Raw genomic sequence first — 16,486 nt, 5'->3', positions numbered from 1 at the left:
GTAATTTTATCTTACATCAGTTTGGAGGTTTACACAAACTTTAGGATACTCCCAATTCCAGCATTTCCTTCCGATTGATTCCTGGCTGGAAGTCGAACTCAAAATCATCCAGTGTCTTGATGAATGGGAAATTTGCTGTTTTCACGCAGGCGTTCTCTGCCCGGAGTTGATTATTTTTCTTTTCAATATCAATCAATTCCTCCAGGGCATCACTGAACGATTTCTGACCTTTGTTAACAAGGTCTATGTAATAATCCAGATGCTCCTGCATCTTGTGGATTCCAAGGTCTGTAAGACCGTTGAGTAGTTTTGCATAAGTTGCCATCGTATTCCTCCTTACAGGAAGGCATCCATCTGCTTTAGATTTACTTCAGCCAGTTCTGCGACCATATCAGCTTCTTTCATTGTTTGAGTCAGAAGCTGCTGGTAATGATCCTTTTGATAATTCATCCTTTTTGTACTTAATGCATGCACTGCAATAAGATCCGTGCTAGAATAGATACGCAGGGTATTGTCGGAAACTAGTAATCTTACAGGTTTTCCTATGTACTCTGGTGGTACGGAATACTTGCAGTTGTGATAGGTGACCAGAGAATCTGATCTTACCGTGGTTTGGCGATCGTGTGGAAGATAAGATTCAATAACATCATCTGATGGAAGCGGCTGTAAGTATTCCTTGTTTATTCGTTGCATTTTCCTCAAACTGCAAGCATTTTGCAAGCACAAAGCCCAGAAACCTTTGATTTATAAGGCTTCTGGGCTTTATTATACTATTCAAACTCCCTGCAACTATAACATAATCGTTAAATATATAATTGTCTTTTGCGGATTTTTATATTTATAATATCCAAATTTCACGCCTTATTCATAGTTTCCGTTCAAACAGGTATCATACGGGTATCACGAATATTTCTCCTTAATTGCTCTATCTACATGGTGCTAGCACCATGTAATATAACCCCAAAGACTCCTTTACTCATCATTCTCATCTGACGATTTATCTACCAACTTAAGCTCTTTTTTATCAAGCCTTTCAAACCTTTTTGTTGCATAGATTAGTTCTTGCATAACCTTTATAACTTTCTTTGTCTTTAAAATATTTATGATTACATTTTCCAATTCATTTTTTGTTTCATATTCAATTATATAATTAGCATTTTCTTTCTTAAATATTTCATCTGCAATCCCTTGTTCAAGAACAATTTTGACTGGATACATTCCAATGCCATATTCAAAAAACAAAATCCTATATTTGTAGTTTTCAATTTTAGGTGCCGTCAAAAAAAATTCAAATTTAAAATTCTGATATCCTATCGCTCCAAGATTATCCTGAATATCTTTGTGTATTACTGAAGTTCCCAATGCAGAGGCAATTGACGCAAAAGCTGATAGCTGATCATAAGATTCAATAGGCCCTTCATATTCCCTTACTACACCTTTGACAAATCCATTCGTAGCTTCTTCTAACTGTTTTCCCAATTCTGATATAATTGTATCTGGAGACACCGCCTGATCATCATCGTAGTTTAGAAGTCCATCAAGATTAAAATCATGACTCATATATTTTCCTCCTTTATCTCAAAAACAATCGGCAAATGATCGCTAATATCCTTTCGAGGATGTCTAAATTTATCAACTAAAGAATACTCCTGGATTTTCACAAGAATTTTTAAACTGTTATCAACGAACCATTTCCTCATGCTTGGACGGATCATTACTTGATCATAAATATTCCAAAAAGAATTGCTAGGCTCGCTCCCATTATGATAGTATGTCCCTGGTGGATATCTGAAGTCTCCAAAAAGGTTCCACATGGGATTATAAAACATTTTAAATGTTTTACTCATAACTGTTCGACTTCCTTTTTCTGCATCCGCTCCACTAGATATACCATGAAATTTTGTTGCATTTAAACATCCTACATCATAAGGATTTTCATTTACATCTCCTAATATAATAGTATTTTCTATTTTCAATTTCATCTCTAATTCATTAATGTCTTCGACAATCCTGTCTATTACAATATTCCTTCTCTCTTGGTGATCCGAATAAATTCTACTCGGCAAATGCATTCCGCACAAAATACACTTTTTATCAATAATTTGTATTGAATAGTATTTGTTTTGATTTGCGGGCATTACTTTTTGAATAGAGCCAAACATCATAATACGATCACAACCGGAAGTCAAATATTTCTCCATGTATATACCCTTTTGAGTTAGTTCATCAATCAACTTCTGTTCATTATCTTTATATTCTGCCAACACGATTATATCTAATTCATTTTCATATATAAGATCAACAATATAATGATTTATAACCGGATTTTGATGTACATTCCAAAAAGCAAACTTCACATGTATTACTCTCTTTCATTTTTTAATCTGAATTTTAAAAACTCCTATAAGCGGCCAAGGGCAGGCGTTACCTGCCCCTATGCTTCTCTTTCCTTTTCTGCTGTTTCAGTTCAAACTGCCGCTGTTTCTCTGCTTCCCGTTGTTCCCGGCTCACAGCTTTACGTTCAGTTTTCAACTGCTCCTGCTGTAATTTCAAAGCCTGTTGCGACTTCGTTCCTATCCCGGTATTCTGTACCTGTTTCCGCACTTCTCTCTGTCCCGTTTCGGATTGCGACCAGCTTCTTTTACATCAGTTGCCACAGCCGGACTAAATTTCAGTCGATAGTAATTTCTCAAAACAAAATCGTATACCTCATAATCTTTCGGCTCCGCCCCAAACGTAACCTTGCATACAGATAATTTTCCCTCCGATATGCGCTCAAACACACCTATCCAGAATGGTTCCTCAAAAAATACTGTCAATCTGCCCGATACTTTGTCCATGACAATTCCTCCTTAAATGATTGTATGAACAAAGAATGGACGACCCTACGGAGGGAGGGTTACTTATACCAGATGATGCGGCCGGGCTACCTACCGGCTCTGTAAGGGATTTTCTCTTACGTTGCGTTTTTATCTTTGCTCCTTGATTTTAGCATACCATTAGCAATTTTTCCACAATAAATAAGGGACACAGCCGCCGCCATGCCCCAAATCCCTACCGTTCCAATGCTCTCTCGATTTTCTGCTTCTGCCCTTTCAAATCATTCTGCTTCTCATACAAGCTCTCACGTTCTTTACAGAGTGACTTCATGTGCTCCAACTGCGTCCGCACTCCCTCCCGGCAATCCGGCTCTATCCGCTTATATTCCCCGGTTATACTTCGTATCTCGTTATTGTTTGATTTTATCTGCTCCGACACACATATCCAGTCAATTAGATTGCGTACTTCCATATCTGTATCATACAAATCTGTTTCTGAAAGGATTTTCGCACACAGCCGAACCATAACTTTTTTCTCCATATCTGTCATTCTATCAATCCCCCCCTATCTGCTCACATCAAATACACGTTTCGGACGTTTATTTTCCTTTTCTGCCCATTCCAGGGCCTTAGACCGCTCAACTATCGACTGCACCTGTTCTCTGCCGAAATAGCGTTCCAAACGCCCCAAATCTGCCGTTTTCTCCTGCAATCGGTCAATAATGTCGCTCTGCTCCATGACCTTATCTGTCAAGCGACTGATCTGCTGCTCCTGCCGGGTAACTTTTTCTTTTAGTTTCTTTCCCTGTTCTGCAAGCTGGACGCATTTAATTGTCAGTGCTTTTATCGTTTCTTTCAATTTCTCCACAAGCGGAAAAGCTTTTTTATCCTTATAAGCCTTTGCAGACATCAACGCCGCCGGTTCAGGCAGCTGCCACTTCTCGTCCTCGTCATAAGCGTGTATGTTCCGTTCCATAACCGCCTTAGACTGAACCATTTTCTCAATATCTTGTTGCAATTTCTTCTGTTGCTTCTCCAATTTCACATTATCAGACAGCAGCTTTTTCTTGTCCTCTGCCAGCGTTGTCGCCTGCTCCTTCAGCAAATCACTTGTTTCCGAAAGTTCCGACACTTCCTGCCGGATTGCTTCGCCCTTCTGCCGTATCTGCTCTGTTTCCTGCACTGCTTTTCTATGCTGAATCTGAATATCTGATAATCGCTCTTTTCCGTCAGAAATAGATTGCTCCAATTCTGCGACTTCCTTTGCCCGCTCCTTTTTCTCAAAGTCCAAAACAGATAAATGCTTTTCATGTGTGCCTTTCTTCTCCCACTCAATTCCATATTCCCGCATGACAGCGGCAAGTTGCTCTTTTTCATAAGCCACCCACTGATTTAATTCTGTTTCCCGTCTTGTGCCACCCTTAAATCCGAGAGCAGATAACGCCTGTTTCAAAGAAACTCTTGTATCAATCCCCCGCCTGCTTCCTGTCGTATACGGTACAAAATCTATATGCAAGTGGGGCGTTGCTTCGTCCATATGAAGATAGGCACTAAATACTCTTAACGTAGGATTTCGCCGCTGGAAATCCCGCATATATTTATCCAGCACCTTTGCCGCAAGTCGTCCGTTCTCCGTCTTTGCCCCCATGTTGTCCTTATCCCCAATTTGCAGGATAATCTCATGAAATGGCTTCTCCTGTTTGCCGGAACGGATTTTCTCATAATAATCGTCAATCCGGCGGTCACTTCTGGTCTGCTTCTCATTATACCGGGTGAGCGCTTCATCAAACAATTCGTGATATACGTCCTTAACATTTTCATTGCAATATTCCACGTTCAGACAGCTTCGCTCCGGGTCAGTATTCTTTGCATGGAATTTTCTGCTATTATGGTTGACAGAGCCTTTTCCTGTCATAAAGCTGATAGTTCGCTTCAATCAATATCCTTTCTCCCTTTCCGGGCAATCAGCGCCGGATACGGCGCATAAGCTTTGTTACTTTCGTCGAAAGTAACGCAAAAGCACTTTTGACAGCCGTTCCGTCCATCAAAAGCTGCCTTTGCGCCCTGCCGGGGGCTTTTCCGTCCTACGGACGGGGCGGCTGTTGCCGCCGCTTTACTTCCGCCGCTATAGCTTTTCGGATAGCCTAAAGTACATTTTCTATCGTATATTCATCCCATCCGGCAAGCCATATCAGCGTCCGCATTTCTGCCTCAGTCAATTCTATATCTCCGAATATTTCATTGAGTTCGGCAATCCTCCGGGCTTCACTCTCGTAAAAATATTTGTTCACATTCTGGCTGTCGTATCATATTCGCCCTCCTTTTCAAGACCGCAACAACGCAAGGTCTATATCTTTTGCAACCTTGCAGACACCAAGCCCGCAAATTCTATATACTCTGCATTGTTGCGCTGTTGCCTTATTCCGGCTTGATTTTATCCAGTTCCCAATACCACGAATTGTTTATCCGCTTTGCTCTGATACTCAATTCCTTTTTCGCATTTTCAAGCGTCCGTCTGGATATACCCTGTTCCTCTGCAAGATTGAAAATCTCATTGCTCTGCATGGCATTGTTTGTTTCTGCCACTTCCCGGAGCAGACGCTTCGCCTGTTCCAGCTTATTCGCTTTCGGAGCGATACCGCCCAACACTTCATCAGCGGTAATCTCATAATCTCCGAGCCAGTGAAAACCGTCCTCCGACAACTCAAATGCTTTCGGGTGCCCAAACGCCGCCAGATTGTTTTTTATCTGGACTACCGCCCTTATATTCGCTTCGCCCTCCACTCTGCCGACCAGCAGGACGCTCCTTGCCACCGCAAAGAAATCAATGGAACCCATGCCCCGATATGCTGCCTTATTTCCAGCCGCTTTGTTCATGTGCCCTACAAGTACAATGGCACATTGATATTTCTCCGCCAAAGTCGCCAGCTTCTTTGTCATATCCCTTGCTTCATTTGCCCGGTTCATATCCATACCGCCGCCGAGATACGCCTGTATCGGGTCTAAAATCAGTAGCTTCGCCTTTGTCCTTATGACTGCTTCTTCCAGACGTTCATCTATCATGGAAAGTGATTTTATGCTCTCGTCAATGACGGAAATATTTTCACAATTTGCTCCTGCCGTTTCCAAACGGGGCTTAACCGTATCTGCAAGCCCGTCCTCCGCACTCTGGTAAATCACATTCAGCGGCTCCGTCAGTTTCATTTTGCTGTCCAGACCCTCGCCTTTTGACAGCTTCGCCGCTATGTTCAGCACAAGCGTTGTCTTACCGTCCCCCGGATCGCCTTGTACAATCGTCAGCTTTCCATAAGGGATAAACGGAAACCACAGCCACGCCACCTCCTGCGACTGTATCTCCGACATTTTAATCATCTGTAATTCTGTTCTCGTTCCTGCCATAATGTCCTCCGTTTTTGAAAAATTCGTTGTCACCGGAAGAAACCTCTGCTATACTTGAATTGTGATTGTTGATAACAGAGGTTTTCCAGTTATCACAGCCCTAACAGTTGCCGCTGTCAGGGCTTTTTTCTTCGCCTTGCCACAGATACCTCGCACCGTCCAACATCCAAAGAATTGCTTTCAGCATATCTTCATAGGCTTCCCGCAAATCTCTGATTTCTTCGGAAGTAATCCCCGGCTTTTTGACATCAATTTGCTCTGCCAGTTCCACCAGCCGATTCTCCATTTCCTGCAACCGTTCCACAATCTGATAAACTGTTTCTTTCTTGCCTACCACGCACACCCGGTTATAAATGCAGGAACGGACAAAATAATCTTTTTTCTTCATGCCACTTGTGAAAATCTTTGCTTCGATTTCTTCCCTCTCTCTCGGAGAGATACGGAAACTGATTGTCGGATATTTGTGTGTGCCGCTCATTCCTCTGCGCCCTCCTTAAATTCTTCATCCAGCAATTTTGCCATTTGTGTCTGTTCCGTCGGGAACATATGAGCATAGCGATAAGTAATATCCACGCTTTCATGCCCCACCCTGTTTCCGATTGATACCGCCGAAAATCCCATGCTGATAAGCAGTGATACATGAGAATGTCGCAAATCGTGGATTCTAATGCGTTTCACTCCCGCTTTTTCCGCCCCTCTTGTCATTTCATGGTGCAGAAAGCTTTTTGTCAGATGAAAGATACGGTCAGTGGGAAGAATCCCGTATAATCTGCCGATATAATCTTTCAGTTCTTCACATAAGAAATCCGGCATACTTACATTTCGTTTGCTTTTCGGAGTTTTCGGGTCTGTAATTACATCTTTACCCTCCAATCGCTGATAAGATTTTGTTATCCGAATGACTTTGTTATCAAAATCAATATCCTGCGACGTGAGAGCTAACAGTTCGCCCACTCGTAAACCGCACCAGTACAATATCTGAAACGCATGATAGGAATATGGTTTGTCCTTTACCGCTTCAATGAATTTCAGATATTCCTCTTTTGTCCAGAACAACATTTCCTCCGCTTTTCCCTTTCCCAACGGCCCCGCCTTTACAACAGGATTGCTTTTCAGTTCATAGAACCGTACCGCATGATTAAACAGTGCACTCAATTCTGATTGCAGAGTTTTCAAATAAGTCGGAGCATAGGGCTTTCCTTTTTCATCACGATAGGAAATCTGTTCATTCTGCCACTGGATAATATCTTTCGGACGAATATCACGCATTTTCTTATCCTTGAAATAGGGCAGTAGCTTTGTCCTCAAGATATGCTCTTTCGTCAGCCAGGTATTGTGTTTCAGTTTCGGCTTCATATCTCTTGTGTATGCCTGAACAAATTCCTCAAAAGTCATATCCAAGTCAGCCGCTTCTTTCATACGGAAATGCCGTTCCCACTCTGTTGCTTCCCGTTTGGTCTTAAATCCCCTCTTAACTTTCCGGCAATTCTTACCAGTCCAGTCATAATAGTGAAAGGACACATACCATGTTCCCCGCTGTTCGTCTTTGTACGCCGCCATAATCTCACTCCTTTCCTAATTCGCCTGTGCCATGCCATAAAATTTTTCTTCATAGTATTTTCTGCTCACTCGTCCGGCGATTGTGATAAAACCTTTTGCTTCCAGTTCTTCGTTCATCTGCCGCACCAGCTTATAAGCAAATGGTTTGGAAATGCCTAAGTCCTGCGCCACTTCTCCGGCTGTTACAAATAAATCACTTTTCAAATACATATCCTCCTTTTAACTTTTTTGTTAAATTTCGTATTTTCAGTATACTTAACATTTTTGTTATTGTCAATAGCATTTTTGTTAAGTTTATCTTTTTTATTAAATTTAGCGTTTCTGATAAGTTTTTGTTGTCGTATTATTTGAGGTATGCTACAATGTAGGAGATAAGAGAAGATTCGCAATGTTATCTAAGAGCAGGATGGCAGAATTTGATATACTATATAAACGCATACACAACCCTAGTCAGTGCGGCTCTGGGCGTTTGCTTCTCAATAGGGGCTGTTATAAAGGACAAACGCTCTGTATATGTTCGTCAGAAGCCTTGCATTAACATGTGCTGCTGTCATTCCTGTATGTTTGTTGCTATCCATATAATTTTTCAGAAAGGACACAGGATTATGATACTGGGAGAACGAATTAAGAGAATCCGCACATTTCGGGGATTGACACAACGGGAATTAGGCTTGAAACTTGGATATGAAGAACGGAACGCTGATGTTCGCGTAGCACAATATGAATCTGGTTATCGTGTCCCCAAAAAAGATACTCTCATGGAAATTGCCAGGATTTTGAATGTCAATTATATCAATTTCATTACCGAAGCCCCCGGCTGTGCCGAGGACATTATGCAGACTTTTTTCTGGCTTGACGAGGACAACCGCAATACCTTTCATCTGTTCCAGCTTGTCTGCAATCCCGGCAAGTGCAACGCTTCTGATGATAAGTCTGTTTGCTATAATGATAGTGATGAATGGCCCGCTCATGCCCCTGTCGGTATGTGGATTGATTATGGTCTGGTAAATGAATTTCTGCGTGAATGGTTTCTGCGAAAAGAACAGCTAAAAAGCGGAGAGATTTCAGAGGACGAATATTTTGAATGGAAAATCAACTGGCCTGCTTCCAGCAGTAGCGTTGATGAAAAAGGAAATGACAAAAAAAATAATTCCTATGATTGGAGGAATTACCGACATGAATAATAATCCAAAATCAGACACTACATCCATTAATATTAGTGAACCCGAAATATCTGCATACACTAAAAATTTATTTACGGTTTCAAATCAACAAATCATAGGAAAAACAAATCCTTTTAACGGAGAGCGTGCTTTTGTTCTTTGTAGCCTTGAACAATTAATTGGACTACTATCATTTACCACGATAAATGACCAGATGATTATTCAACATACCAAAAATTTGTTACGTTCTTCTAATGGAATAAACGAATACCAAACTTTTTTAAATTATATGTCCCCATCTCAAAGTATAACGGAACGTGCATTATCATTTCCAAAATTAACAACAAGTGAACGTCAAATTATTAATGAATTACTAATAAGCAATTATAACGAGTATTTAATGAAAAGCGACTATGTACGCTGTTGTTATTCGGCGATGAATGCTTTCTTAGTCACTGCATATTGTATTATTACAAGAGGTATTGACGTTAGTATTTCAGATATTGATATTACCGTTGATATATATGATACTGTGCAAAATATCACACTTAACACAACAAACAGCCCCAATAAAGCCATTTATATAGATTGGCATAGCACCAACAGAATCAATGATTTATATATGCTCTACAAAACACAATATTGCGGGCTTACTGATGCATCTATTTTAGATTTAGTTTCCGCTGATGTCATTGAAGAAGAATATTATTTAAAGGACGACAGATTTACTATTGCACCTAGCATTCTTATGAAACAATACCTTTCAATTATAGAACGTGAGGTCAATGAAATCATTCAACTATCCGGACTCGAAAATATACCAAAGAAACACTTAAATTGGTATGATATGAAAAATCTAGTTCGCAAACGTGGCATAAACATTGACTTTTTACCATATAAACTGTATGAACCTTTAGATGAATTATATCAATTCAGAAATTCTTCAATGCATGGAGAGACTGATATAAGCAAAGAAGATTATGAAATACTATGCAAATATAAAAATCAAGAGCTTTTTAAAGGACTTTCAATAAAAAAACTTGAATTATCAAACACTATTTTACATCCCACCGTTGATGAAATTGCTAATTTCATAGGACTTCCAAAAAAGCCCTAACTCAAACAGGTATCAAGAAGGTATCACGACACATACTAAGAGCCGGAAAGTCCGCTGTTTATGCGGCTTCCCGGCTCTCTGTTTACTATTCAAACTCGCAAAGTTTGGTTTGATGTAGGTTATTTTAATGTGGTTATCTATACTGTTTTGTATTGATAATCTATACTTTTTCCACACGTTATTTTTCGTTTCACATATTTTTAGTACCAATCCAGTACCATTGCATTTTTTCATTATTGTGTGTAGTTCAGGTGGCTTGCAGGTTTCTTTTACTACTCACAGAATAATTTTCTGTCGGTTTGCTTGTCCACCTATGGAAATTATAATCTACATCCAATATTTCTGCAAGAAAAAGTTTTGTGGTACTAATCGTTAGTACCACGATTGTTTTCTATGTACTGAGCAATATCAATTACCTTTGCAGGCTTTCTCTTAGTAGCAATCCCTAGTCGTTCCATGTCTAATTTAAAAAGTTCACTCGGATATCCATACGCATCAAATCCCTCTGGCTGGCAGATATCTCTGTTCAGATACTCACTAAGTTCCCATTGATACTTTGCTTCTTTCTCCAGCTTCTTACCAAAATACTGTGCATCCATTACCATTCTGTTAATGCCACCAACCGATTTCCTACCATGAGTTTTGGTTATAGTTGTATCGCCTGACATTTTAAAATACAGCCCTATCTGCTCCTCGGCATATCCCATTTCCTGCATCATGCCATGAATCACACTGCGGATATACATTGTATAGTAATTCCAGTTTCTTGGTTCAATATCTGTCATTGCTATTGTATAACGATTACTGGCATTCACAATAAACAAGACATTTCTTCCTTTTATTTTCGTCAAATGTGTGTCCCAGCAGAACACAAGTGAAGCACCTTTGCTTTCTTCAATCTTTGTTGTTTTTAGTCGATCTTGAACTGCTTTTGTTGCACCAAACTCCATATGTATCACCTGCTCATCTCAAGTATTCTTTTTACTTCATTCTGTAATTCATCACTAAAGTCTGATAAATCATTATATGTAATTACTTTCAGTCTAATAAGACGAACAATATCCCATATTACCTCTGATTTTTTCAGTTCCATGACAACCCCCGGATGACGTTTATCTTCTTTTATCCGTTTTTCAAGTTCCCAGAATTTCTCTGATGCAGGCTTTTTATCATCATTCAGAAAATTTGCATACCCTTTAACAAGACCTTCCATTTAATTTTCCTGCCAGCCTGATAATCTTTCTCGAAATAGCTTCCAATCTTTTTTACTTATGTCCATGATTTTGAACCTCCTCAGTCTCATGTTAGTCTCAACAAACGATTTCAAAAATGAGACTGTCTTGAGACTACAACTTTATAATTTACCTGCAAATCCCAGTTTTATCGCATTTTGCTATATCATAGAGTCTCACTCAGTCTCAAATCTCGTGAGACTTCATTGAGACTAACTTCGGAATATTCTTGAGTAAAAGTTTGGGTGTCACATTGAGTGCCATATTTACTATCATTCACTTACTTAATTTTCCATTTACCACCATTATCTGGACCTTTTCGTTCTATGATACCTTTATCCTTTAATTCTGATATATATCTAGCAATTGTTCTATCTGTGACATCTAAGGCTATTCTTAATTCATCAATAGAAATATTCGGATTTTCGGAAATCATTTTTAGGATGTCACATGCTTTAGTAAGCTTCTTCTTAGAATACTCTGGCATTAACTGCTTCATTTTTTCTTCCGAAATTTCTATGACATTTTCTATGACATTTTCTATGACATTTTCATTCACCTGTGTTGCATAATTAGTGCCATAATTCAGATTATACAAAGTCAATGTAAAATCATCATTATCTGCATCAAAGACTGGCATCTTGGTCTCATCAAATTCTACTTGTCCCTCATAATCTGCCAATATCTTCTTAAATCCACTACCTCTACGCTCCATATATTTTAAACGGCTGAATATATCAGCTAATATCGGATTTCTTCGCTTTGACGGAATTTTCAATAGATTTTTCCCCTCAAGAGATATTCCACTTACCATTCCACCGGGTGAATATATTTCAATTCTATCATCGAACATATCTATATGGACTTCACTACCTATCTCCAGATAATTTCTATGAATCAATGCATTTACTACACCTTCAAGCACTGCTCTATCCGGATAATCAGGCATTTCAATTCTGCCGTCACCAACCTTACGCCATGCTTTCTTGGAATTATTTCTCACAAAATCAGTTCCTGCCTGCAACAATGTGACAAGACTGCCAGTATATTCCTTATCATCAAGTGCATCCACTATTCCTGATGCTTTAGTAAGTCCATTCCATCTTGTACAAAACAATCTGGAATGACGTACCGGTGATTCATCTGCCAAAAGTGCTCCAGCATTCGTTAGATTTCCTTTTTCATCAATCAGCCCAAAAGATTCATAATCTGTATCTTCAAATGTATTCCCCGTTCTCTGTTTATATACTGATTTTAATTTTGTAAAGGACATATTGTTAAAATCATATCTTGACTTCAGACTATCATAACTTTCACCACTTCCGCGAAGTACCAACTCTCTTAACTGCGAAGGTGTCGCCGGAACACTTTCATTTCCTATACGCATAAATGCAATAAGTTGCCCATCACCCTCATAATAGTATGGAGTCTGCTGCCCTTTCATAACTTCTACAATAACGAATGTCTTGTCATTATCTTTTTCAAATGAAAGCTTAAACTCTGGTATCGGATTAAGGTGTGTTTTAATTATCTCACTAATTTTTTCTGCATCTCCTTCAGCATCCGAAAGACCAACCAACGCATCATCATTTGCCACACCAAATACCAGCTTACCACCATAGCAATTTGCAAATGCACTTATACTCTTGCACCAGCTTTTGGGTTTCTTTGTCTCAAGTGCAACCTTTTTATCGTAATCTGTGGTTTCGCCGATTAGCTGCTTTATATCCATAGTTCTCACCATCCTTCTACATTAAACAAGTGCCTATTTACATCACATGGGTAACAAAGCTTCTTTTGTAATTCCCTTTTCTTCCAATTGTTTCATTATCACATTTTTTAATCTTGCAGGAATGACCACCTTTACCAAAAAATTACCTCCGGCCAATTCTTTAGGAGCTTCCGGCTCATGCGGGCACAATATATTATTCCCCGCATTAACACTTGTTCTCATTTTATCAATCGGAGTTTCAAATTTCACACCACAAACATATAAACACCCTTTTTGTCTTTGTATTCTCATATTTTCCAAATACGGATTACGTGGTTGCATAATCATAAAGCCATGGTCCAAATAAGAAACTAAATCCGTATAGAAATCCTTTTTATAAGTATAATTGTCTTTCAATTCCGGATATTTCTGCAAAAGTATCTCTGCATATTCACTTACACTTATACGTTGCTTTTTAACATTAACAAGTTCACACTGTATCTTTATTCTTGTCCATTTAGGATCATACGGAGAATATGACCATATAAATATAGCCGCATCTTTTTCAATATTTTCACAACAAGCAAAAAACAATGCTACATTTATATCCATTGTAAAGTCAATTAATCTTGTAGCATGTATATAATGCTGATTATATGCCATTACTTCAAATAGTAAATCTCCAGATTCCGATATACTCTCATCCACAGATGTATCTCTGCATATACTTGGAGTGATTTTCCAAGAAGAATCGCTTTGTCCTCTATAAAATGCCTGTAAGTAAGTTCGTTCATCACCTGGGTCACCTCTACCTGATCTTGGTAAATCATAGAACGAATTATAATCATTTGCAATTTGATATATCTGCGAAATATCTTCTACCATAATTTCCTGATAATCATATTTTTCTTCAAAATCTGACATATAGCCACCTCTGCTAAAACTTGCTAAATCAATCGTAACGCTCTATCCATCATTTTATATTCTTTTCTACTTATTATTGGCATATATACATCAATATAGTTATTCTCCGCCCATTGAAGTATCTCATCTAGATCAGCATACATCTCATTCTCTTTTTTATTATGTAACATACGATTATTGTTATTCTCAGCGACTGTTTCCTGCTGTCTACATCCAATATATATTTCTTGTGGCAAAACAAAATCTTTTATTATCCCTGATTTTCCCATATTAATATCATCTTTAATTACTATCCGCCATTCAGGTTGAATGAGACCCGTTTAAGCTAAAACTTTGCTTTTCCTTCCATAATGTCTGTTCCTTTAAGCATTTCGTATTTCATTGAACTCTCTACTGCAACCTCCTCAGCCGCTGCTCCTTTCGCCTTCACTACCGGATCATCTATCATATTGTCACCTTTTACTTCCAAAATCAAATAACTTCCATCGTCCATTTTTACTAAGAAATCTGGATAATACTTCCTTAATCTATTAGATTCCGGATCAATATATGGAACATAAAAATCTGTCTGGTCAGCAGTAAACATTCCAGTGAAATAAGCTTTTTTTACGTGCTCATTTGCAAGCAACTGTAAAAATAATTGTAACTCAGGCTTCGAATCAAAAACATAAGTATCTGCGTGAAAACTCTTGTCTTTATTTTTCACAACAACAGAATCCTCTGAATTCTGCATTATAATCAAATCCTCATTTCCACTAAACTCATAATATCCACCTTCTTTAGGCTTCTTAAGTAATTTAACATCAACATTTTCTTTTACAATCTCTTTGTTAACCCGGTATAATGCCTCAAATATGGTTGGCACAATTTTATCATAAATAATATCATTATGTTCATTGACAGCTACTAATATTTTATCAATACCTTCTTCTGATTTCCTCAGTATCCTAGCAACTTCTGTGCATCTGATATCAGGAAAATATTTTGCTACTTCTGCCACCAACGTTATCTCAGTATACGCTAATTTACTAACCATATAGTTAATATTGCTTTCACGCACAACAGACGAAGTTGTAAGTCCTTCTTTAACATACATTGTTGCATCATAATTTTCTGTTTCTATTTCTTTCAAACCAAACGATAATCTACTATCATAATGCTTAGTTTCCAAAGAATATTTATAATGCAATCTGTTCATGCGCAATGTTCTAGGTGGTTCTTTCACACGTACAGGAACTTTCTTACGTTTTTTATCCTTCTTAACTACAAGTTCCTCTATGCTAGTTCTAAAATTCTTTTTAAGCTCATCATCCAATATATCCATATTCTCTTTTGACAAGTACACTGTGGCCATTAGTTGTTCATCTGTAATTTTTCTCAAGCATCTCATTGTTGCTTGAAGCACAAAAACTTTTGACTTTGGACTTCTAAAAAGAGCCACGCTAAATAATGATCTACAGTTCCACCCCTCTCTACCTTTATTAACAAGCAATATAAACTGCTTCTTACTGCCTGCTGTTCCAGCTATATCAAGATTGTTAAAATCTCTTATGTCTTCAGATTTAGTAATCTTTTCGTCTCCAACATTAACTAAAATTTTATCAAGAGGTATTCCCAATTCAGATAGTACTTCTTCAACAACTGGTCTGATTTCATCACGAACTTCTGCTATCTCTGCCCCAAAAATAGCCATTTTAGGTGCTAATCCCTCATATTCTTTTCCACCATACTTTGCCCAGAAATCGACAATAACAGCTTTTAGGAATTCTTTGCTTTTTACGTTACTATAACCAATAACACTAGTATCTTTTAAGAAATTATTTCTAATTGCCGCCTGCAATCCATAAGCATATATAACTTCCGGAAGAATCTTATTATTGACGTATGGTGTTCCCGTAAAATTATAACAAGCAACCACTTTACTTCCATGCTTAGATAATTCCTTAGACAATTTATTTATAGTATTGCGCAGGCTAGTACCCTTACCATTTTCGTGCAAAGCCTTCTCCAAGTCTGCTCCAAACATATGATGTGCTTCATCTACATAAATACCCATTTGTGAAAGCCTGGTAAGTTTCTCAAAACGTTGATTTGACATCAAATCGTCGTTGTTACTGATTTCCTGTAATATTCCAAGAACATCATCCAATACGGATTGTCCCGGTACCTGATCACTAAACAACTTGTCTACAGAACTTTTTTCTTTATGCTGAGCCTTTAATATAATTTTCTGTGTATTAGAAATAATTATATTATACTTGGAACCATCTAATGTATTTAATGTGGTTCCACTATCTTCAAGAAAATATACCTTAATATTCGCATCTAATACACCAATATATTCCGGAGGTACAACCTTACTCTTATCAAAAGTTACTATTTCTTTTAACGATTGTAATACTGTTTTGTCCGGTGCAAAAACCAATGCATTATGACAATACTTATCATCTCGAGGCCATTTTGAAGAAAGAAGAAACTCATAAAAAATACAGGTAGCCATGAGAATTGGAGACCGTTTCAAGTTTTGTGTAAACGTTAAAAACTGATATAAGATTTGTGAA

Annotated in this window: 18 protein-coding genes and 1 pseudogene; 2 read left to right on the top strand and 17 right to left on the bottom strand. The window is 38.2% G+C overall.

The annotated features are described in order from the left end of the window. Positions 1–40: 40 nt before the first annotated feature. The 11 genes and pseudogenes from DW251_RS17020 to DW251_RS16970 all read right to left on the bottom strand — a co-directional run bounded on the left by DW251_RS17020 (position 41) and on the right by DW251_RS16970 (position 7,988). Positions 41–325, bottom strand: coding sequence for an ATP-binding protein (locus tag DW251_RS17020; protein WP_118301845.1), 285 nt, complete (start codon positions 323–325; stop codon positions 41–43). Positions 326–336: 11 nt separating this feature from the next. Continuing rightward, positions 337–693 (bottom strand): hypothetical protein, encoded by a 357-nt coding sequence (locus DW251_RS17015; protein WP_118301844.1) that lies wholly within the window; start codon positions 691–693, stop codon positions 337–339. Positions 694–972: 279 nt separating this feature from the next. Next, positions 973–1,560: a hypothetical protein gene (locus DW251_RS17010; protein WP_118143261.1), complete on the bottom strand. Its 588-nt coding sequence runs from the start codon at positions 1,558–1,560 to the stop codon at positions 973–975. Then, positions 1,557–2,357, bottom strand: a complete 801-nt coding sequence (locus tag DW251_RS17005; protein ID WP_118301843.1) for an endonuclease/exonuclease/phosphatase — start codon at positions 2,355–2,357, stop codon at positions 1,557–1,559. Before DW251_RS17005 ends, DW251_RS17010 begins: the two co-directional genes overlap by 4 nt. 67 nt (positions 2,358–2,424) lie before the next feature. After that, positions 2,425–2,840: pseudogene (locus DW251_RS17000) on the bottom strand (YjdF family protein). A 214-nt stretch (positions 2,841–3,054) separates the two neighbouring features. After that, entirely contained in the window at positions 3,055–3,369 is a 315-nt protein-coding gene (locus DW251_RS16995; protein WP_015515203.1) for a hypothetical protein, read from the bottom strand. Between the two features lie 15 nt (positions 3,370–3,384). Further along, positions 3,385–4,734, bottom strand: coding sequence for a plasmid recombination protein (locus DW251_RS16990; protein WP_118301842.1), 1,350 nt, complete (start codon positions 4,732–4,734; stop codon positions 3,385–3,387). 503 nt (positions 4,735–5,237) lie between these two features. Continuing rightward, positions 5,238–6,218: an AAA family ATPase gene (locus tag DW251_RS16985; RefSeq protein ID WP_118177870.1), complete on the bottom strand. Its 981-nt coding sequence runs from the start codon at positions 6,216–6,218 to the stop codon at positions 5,238–5,240. A gap of 100 nt (positions 6,219–6,318) precedes the next feature. After that, entirely contained in the window at positions 6,319–6,696 is a 378-nt protein-coding gene (locus DW251_RS16980; protein ID WP_118301841.1) for a hypothetical protein, read from the bottom strand. Beyond that, entirely contained in the window at positions 6,693–7,778 is a 1,086-nt protein-coding gene (locus tag DW251_RS16975; protein WP_118301840.1) for a site-specific integrase, read from the bottom strand. Before DW251_RS16975 ends, DW251_RS16980 begins: the two co-directional genes overlap by 4 nt. A 15-nt stretch (positions 7,779–7,793) precedes the next feature. Continuing rightward, complete coding sequence (locus DW251_RS16970; RefSeq protein WP_182433650.1) at positions 7,794–7,988, bottom strand: DNA-binding protein; 195 nt, start codon at positions 7,986–7,988, stop codon at positions 7,794–7,796. Positions 7,989–8,383: 395 nt separating this feature from the next. Here DW251_RS16970 and DW251_RS16965 point away from each other — a divergent pair, with 395 nt between their 5' ends. Together DW251_RS16965 and DW251_RS16960 are read left to right on the top strand one after the other, a co-directional pair. Then, positions 8,384–8,962: a helix-turn-helix transcriptional regulator gene (locus tag DW251_RS16965; protein WP_118301838.1), complete on the top strand. Its 579-nt coding sequence runs from the start codon at positions 8,384–8,386 to the stop codon at positions 8,960–8,962. Beyond that, a complete protein-coding gene (locus tag DW251_RS16960) occupies positions 8,859–10,058 on the top strand; it encodes a hypothetical protein (protein ID WP_182433649.1) in 1,200 nt (399 codons plus the stop codon). The genes DW251_RS16965 and DW251_RS16960 overlap by 104 nt, the downstream gene beginning before the upstream one ends. Positions 10,059–10,423: 365 nt before the next feature. Here DW251_RS16960 and DW251_RS16955 read toward each other — a convergent pair whose 3' ends face one another. From DW251_RS16955 to DW251_RS16930, 6 genes are all read right to left on the bottom strand, one after another. Continuing rightward, a complete protein-coding gene (locus tag DW251_RS16955; RefSeq protein ID WP_118301836.1) occupies positions 10,424–11,008 on the bottom strand; it encodes a hypothetical protein in 585 nt (194 codons plus the stop codon). 5 nt (positions 11,009–11,013) lie between these two features. Next, the gene (locus tag DW251_RS16950; RefSeq protein WP_347474691.1) at positions 11,014–11,271 is read right to left on the bottom strand and encodes a hypothetical protein; all 258 of its coding nucleotides are present in this window, start codon (positions 11,269–11,271) and stop codon (positions 11,014–11,016) included. Positions 11,272–11,570: 299 nt separating this feature from the next. Then, a complete protein-coding gene (locus tag DW251_RS16945) occupies positions 11,571–13,022 on the bottom strand; it encodes an ATP-binding protein (RefSeq protein WP_182433648.1) in 1,452 nt (483 codons plus the stop codon). 42 nt (positions 13,023–13,064) lie between these two features. After that, the gene (locus DW251_RS16940) at positions 13,065–13,925 is read right to left on the bottom strand and encodes an FRG domain-containing protein (RefSeq protein ID WP_118301834.1); all 861 of its coding nucleotides are present in this window, start codon (positions 13,923–13,925) and stop codon (positions 13,065–13,067) included. A 23-nt stretch (positions 13,926–13,948) separates the two neighbouring features. Next, complete coding sequence (locus DW251_RS16935; RefSeq protein ID WP_118301833.1) at positions 13,949–14,194, bottom strand: hypothetical protein; 246 nt, start codon at positions 14,192–14,194, stop codon at positions 13,949–13,951. 56 nt (positions 14,195–14,250) lie between these two features. Next, a partial coding sequence (locus tag DW251_RS16930; protein ID WP_118301832.1) for a TnsA endonuclease N-terminal domain-containing protein occupies positions 14,251–16,486 on the bottom strand: 2,236 nt, incomplete at its 5' end.

It is taken from the genome of Clostridium sp. AM22-11AC (assembly GCF_003473545.1).
Taxonomy (GTDB): Bacteria; Bacillota; Clostridia; order Lachnospirales; family Lachnospiraceae; genus Enterocloster.
The sequence above is the reverse complement of the archived record's forward strand: the minus strand, read 5'-3'. Positions and strand labels throughout refer to the sequence as shown.

Excerpts from the sequence above, each read along its gene's own strand:
- DW251_RS17010 (WP_118143261.1), bottom strand. The coding sequence starts at position 1,560 with ATGAGTCATGATTTTAATCTTGATGGACTTCTAAACTACGATGATGAT.
- DW251_RS16980 (WP_118301841.1), bottom strand. The coding sequence starts at position 6,696 with ATGAGCGGCACACACAAATATCCGACAATCAGTTTCCGTATCTCTCCG.
- DW251_RS16985 (WP_118177870.1), bottom strand. The coding sequence starts at position 6,218 with ATGGCAGGAACGAGAACAGAATTACAGATGATTAAAATGTCGGAGATA.
- DW251_RS17020 (WP_118301845.1), bottom strand. The coding sequence starts at position 325 with ATGGCAACTTATGCAAAACTACTCAACGGTCTTACAGACCTTGGAATC.
- DW251_RS16990 (WP_118301842.1), bottom strand. The coding sequence starts at position 4,734 with ATGACAGGAAAAGGCTCTGTCAACCATAATAGCAGAAAATTCCATGCA.
- DW251_RS16940 (WP_118301834.1), bottom strand. The coding sequence starts at position 13,925 with ATGTCAGATTTTGAAGAAAAATATGATTATCAGGAAATTATGGTAGAA.
- DW251_RS17015 (WP_118301844.1), bottom strand. The coding sequence starts at position 693 with ATGCAACGAATAAACAAGGAATACTTACAGCCGCTTCCATCAGATGAT.
- DW251_RS16955 (WP_118301836.1), bottom strand. The coding sequence starts at position 11,008 with ATGGAGTTTGGTGCAACAAAAGCAGTTCAAGATCGACTAAAAACAACA.
- DW251_RS16935 (WP_118301833.1), bottom strand. The coding sequence starts at position 14,194 with ATGGGAAAATCAGGGATAATAAAAGATTTTGTTTTGCCACAAGAAATA.
- DW251_RS16970 (WP_182433650.1), bottom strand. The coding sequence starts at position 7,988 with ATGTATTTGAAAAGTGATTTATTTGTAACAGCCGGAGAAGTGGCGCAG.
- DW251_RS16995 (WP_015515203.1), bottom strand. The coding sequence starts at position 3,369 with ATGACAGATATGGAGAAAAAAGTTATGGTTCGGCTGTGTGCGAAAATC.
- DW251_RS16945 (WP_182433648.1), bottom strand. The coding sequence starts at position 13,022 with ATGGATATAAAGCAGCTAATCGGCGAAACCACAGATTACGATAAAAAG.
- DW251_RS16975 (WP_118301840.1), bottom strand. The coding sequence starts at position 7,778 with ATGGCGGCGTACAAAGACGAACAGCGGGGAACATGGTATGTGTCCTTT.
- DW251_RS16950 (WP_347474691.1), bottom strand. The coding sequence starts at position 11,271 with ATGGAAGGTCTTGTTAAAGGGTATGCAAATTTTCTGAATGATGATAAA.
- DW251_RS16965 (WP_118301838.1), top strand. The coding sequence starts at position 8,384 with ATGATACTGGGAGAACGAATTAAGAGAATCCGCACATTTCGGGGATTG.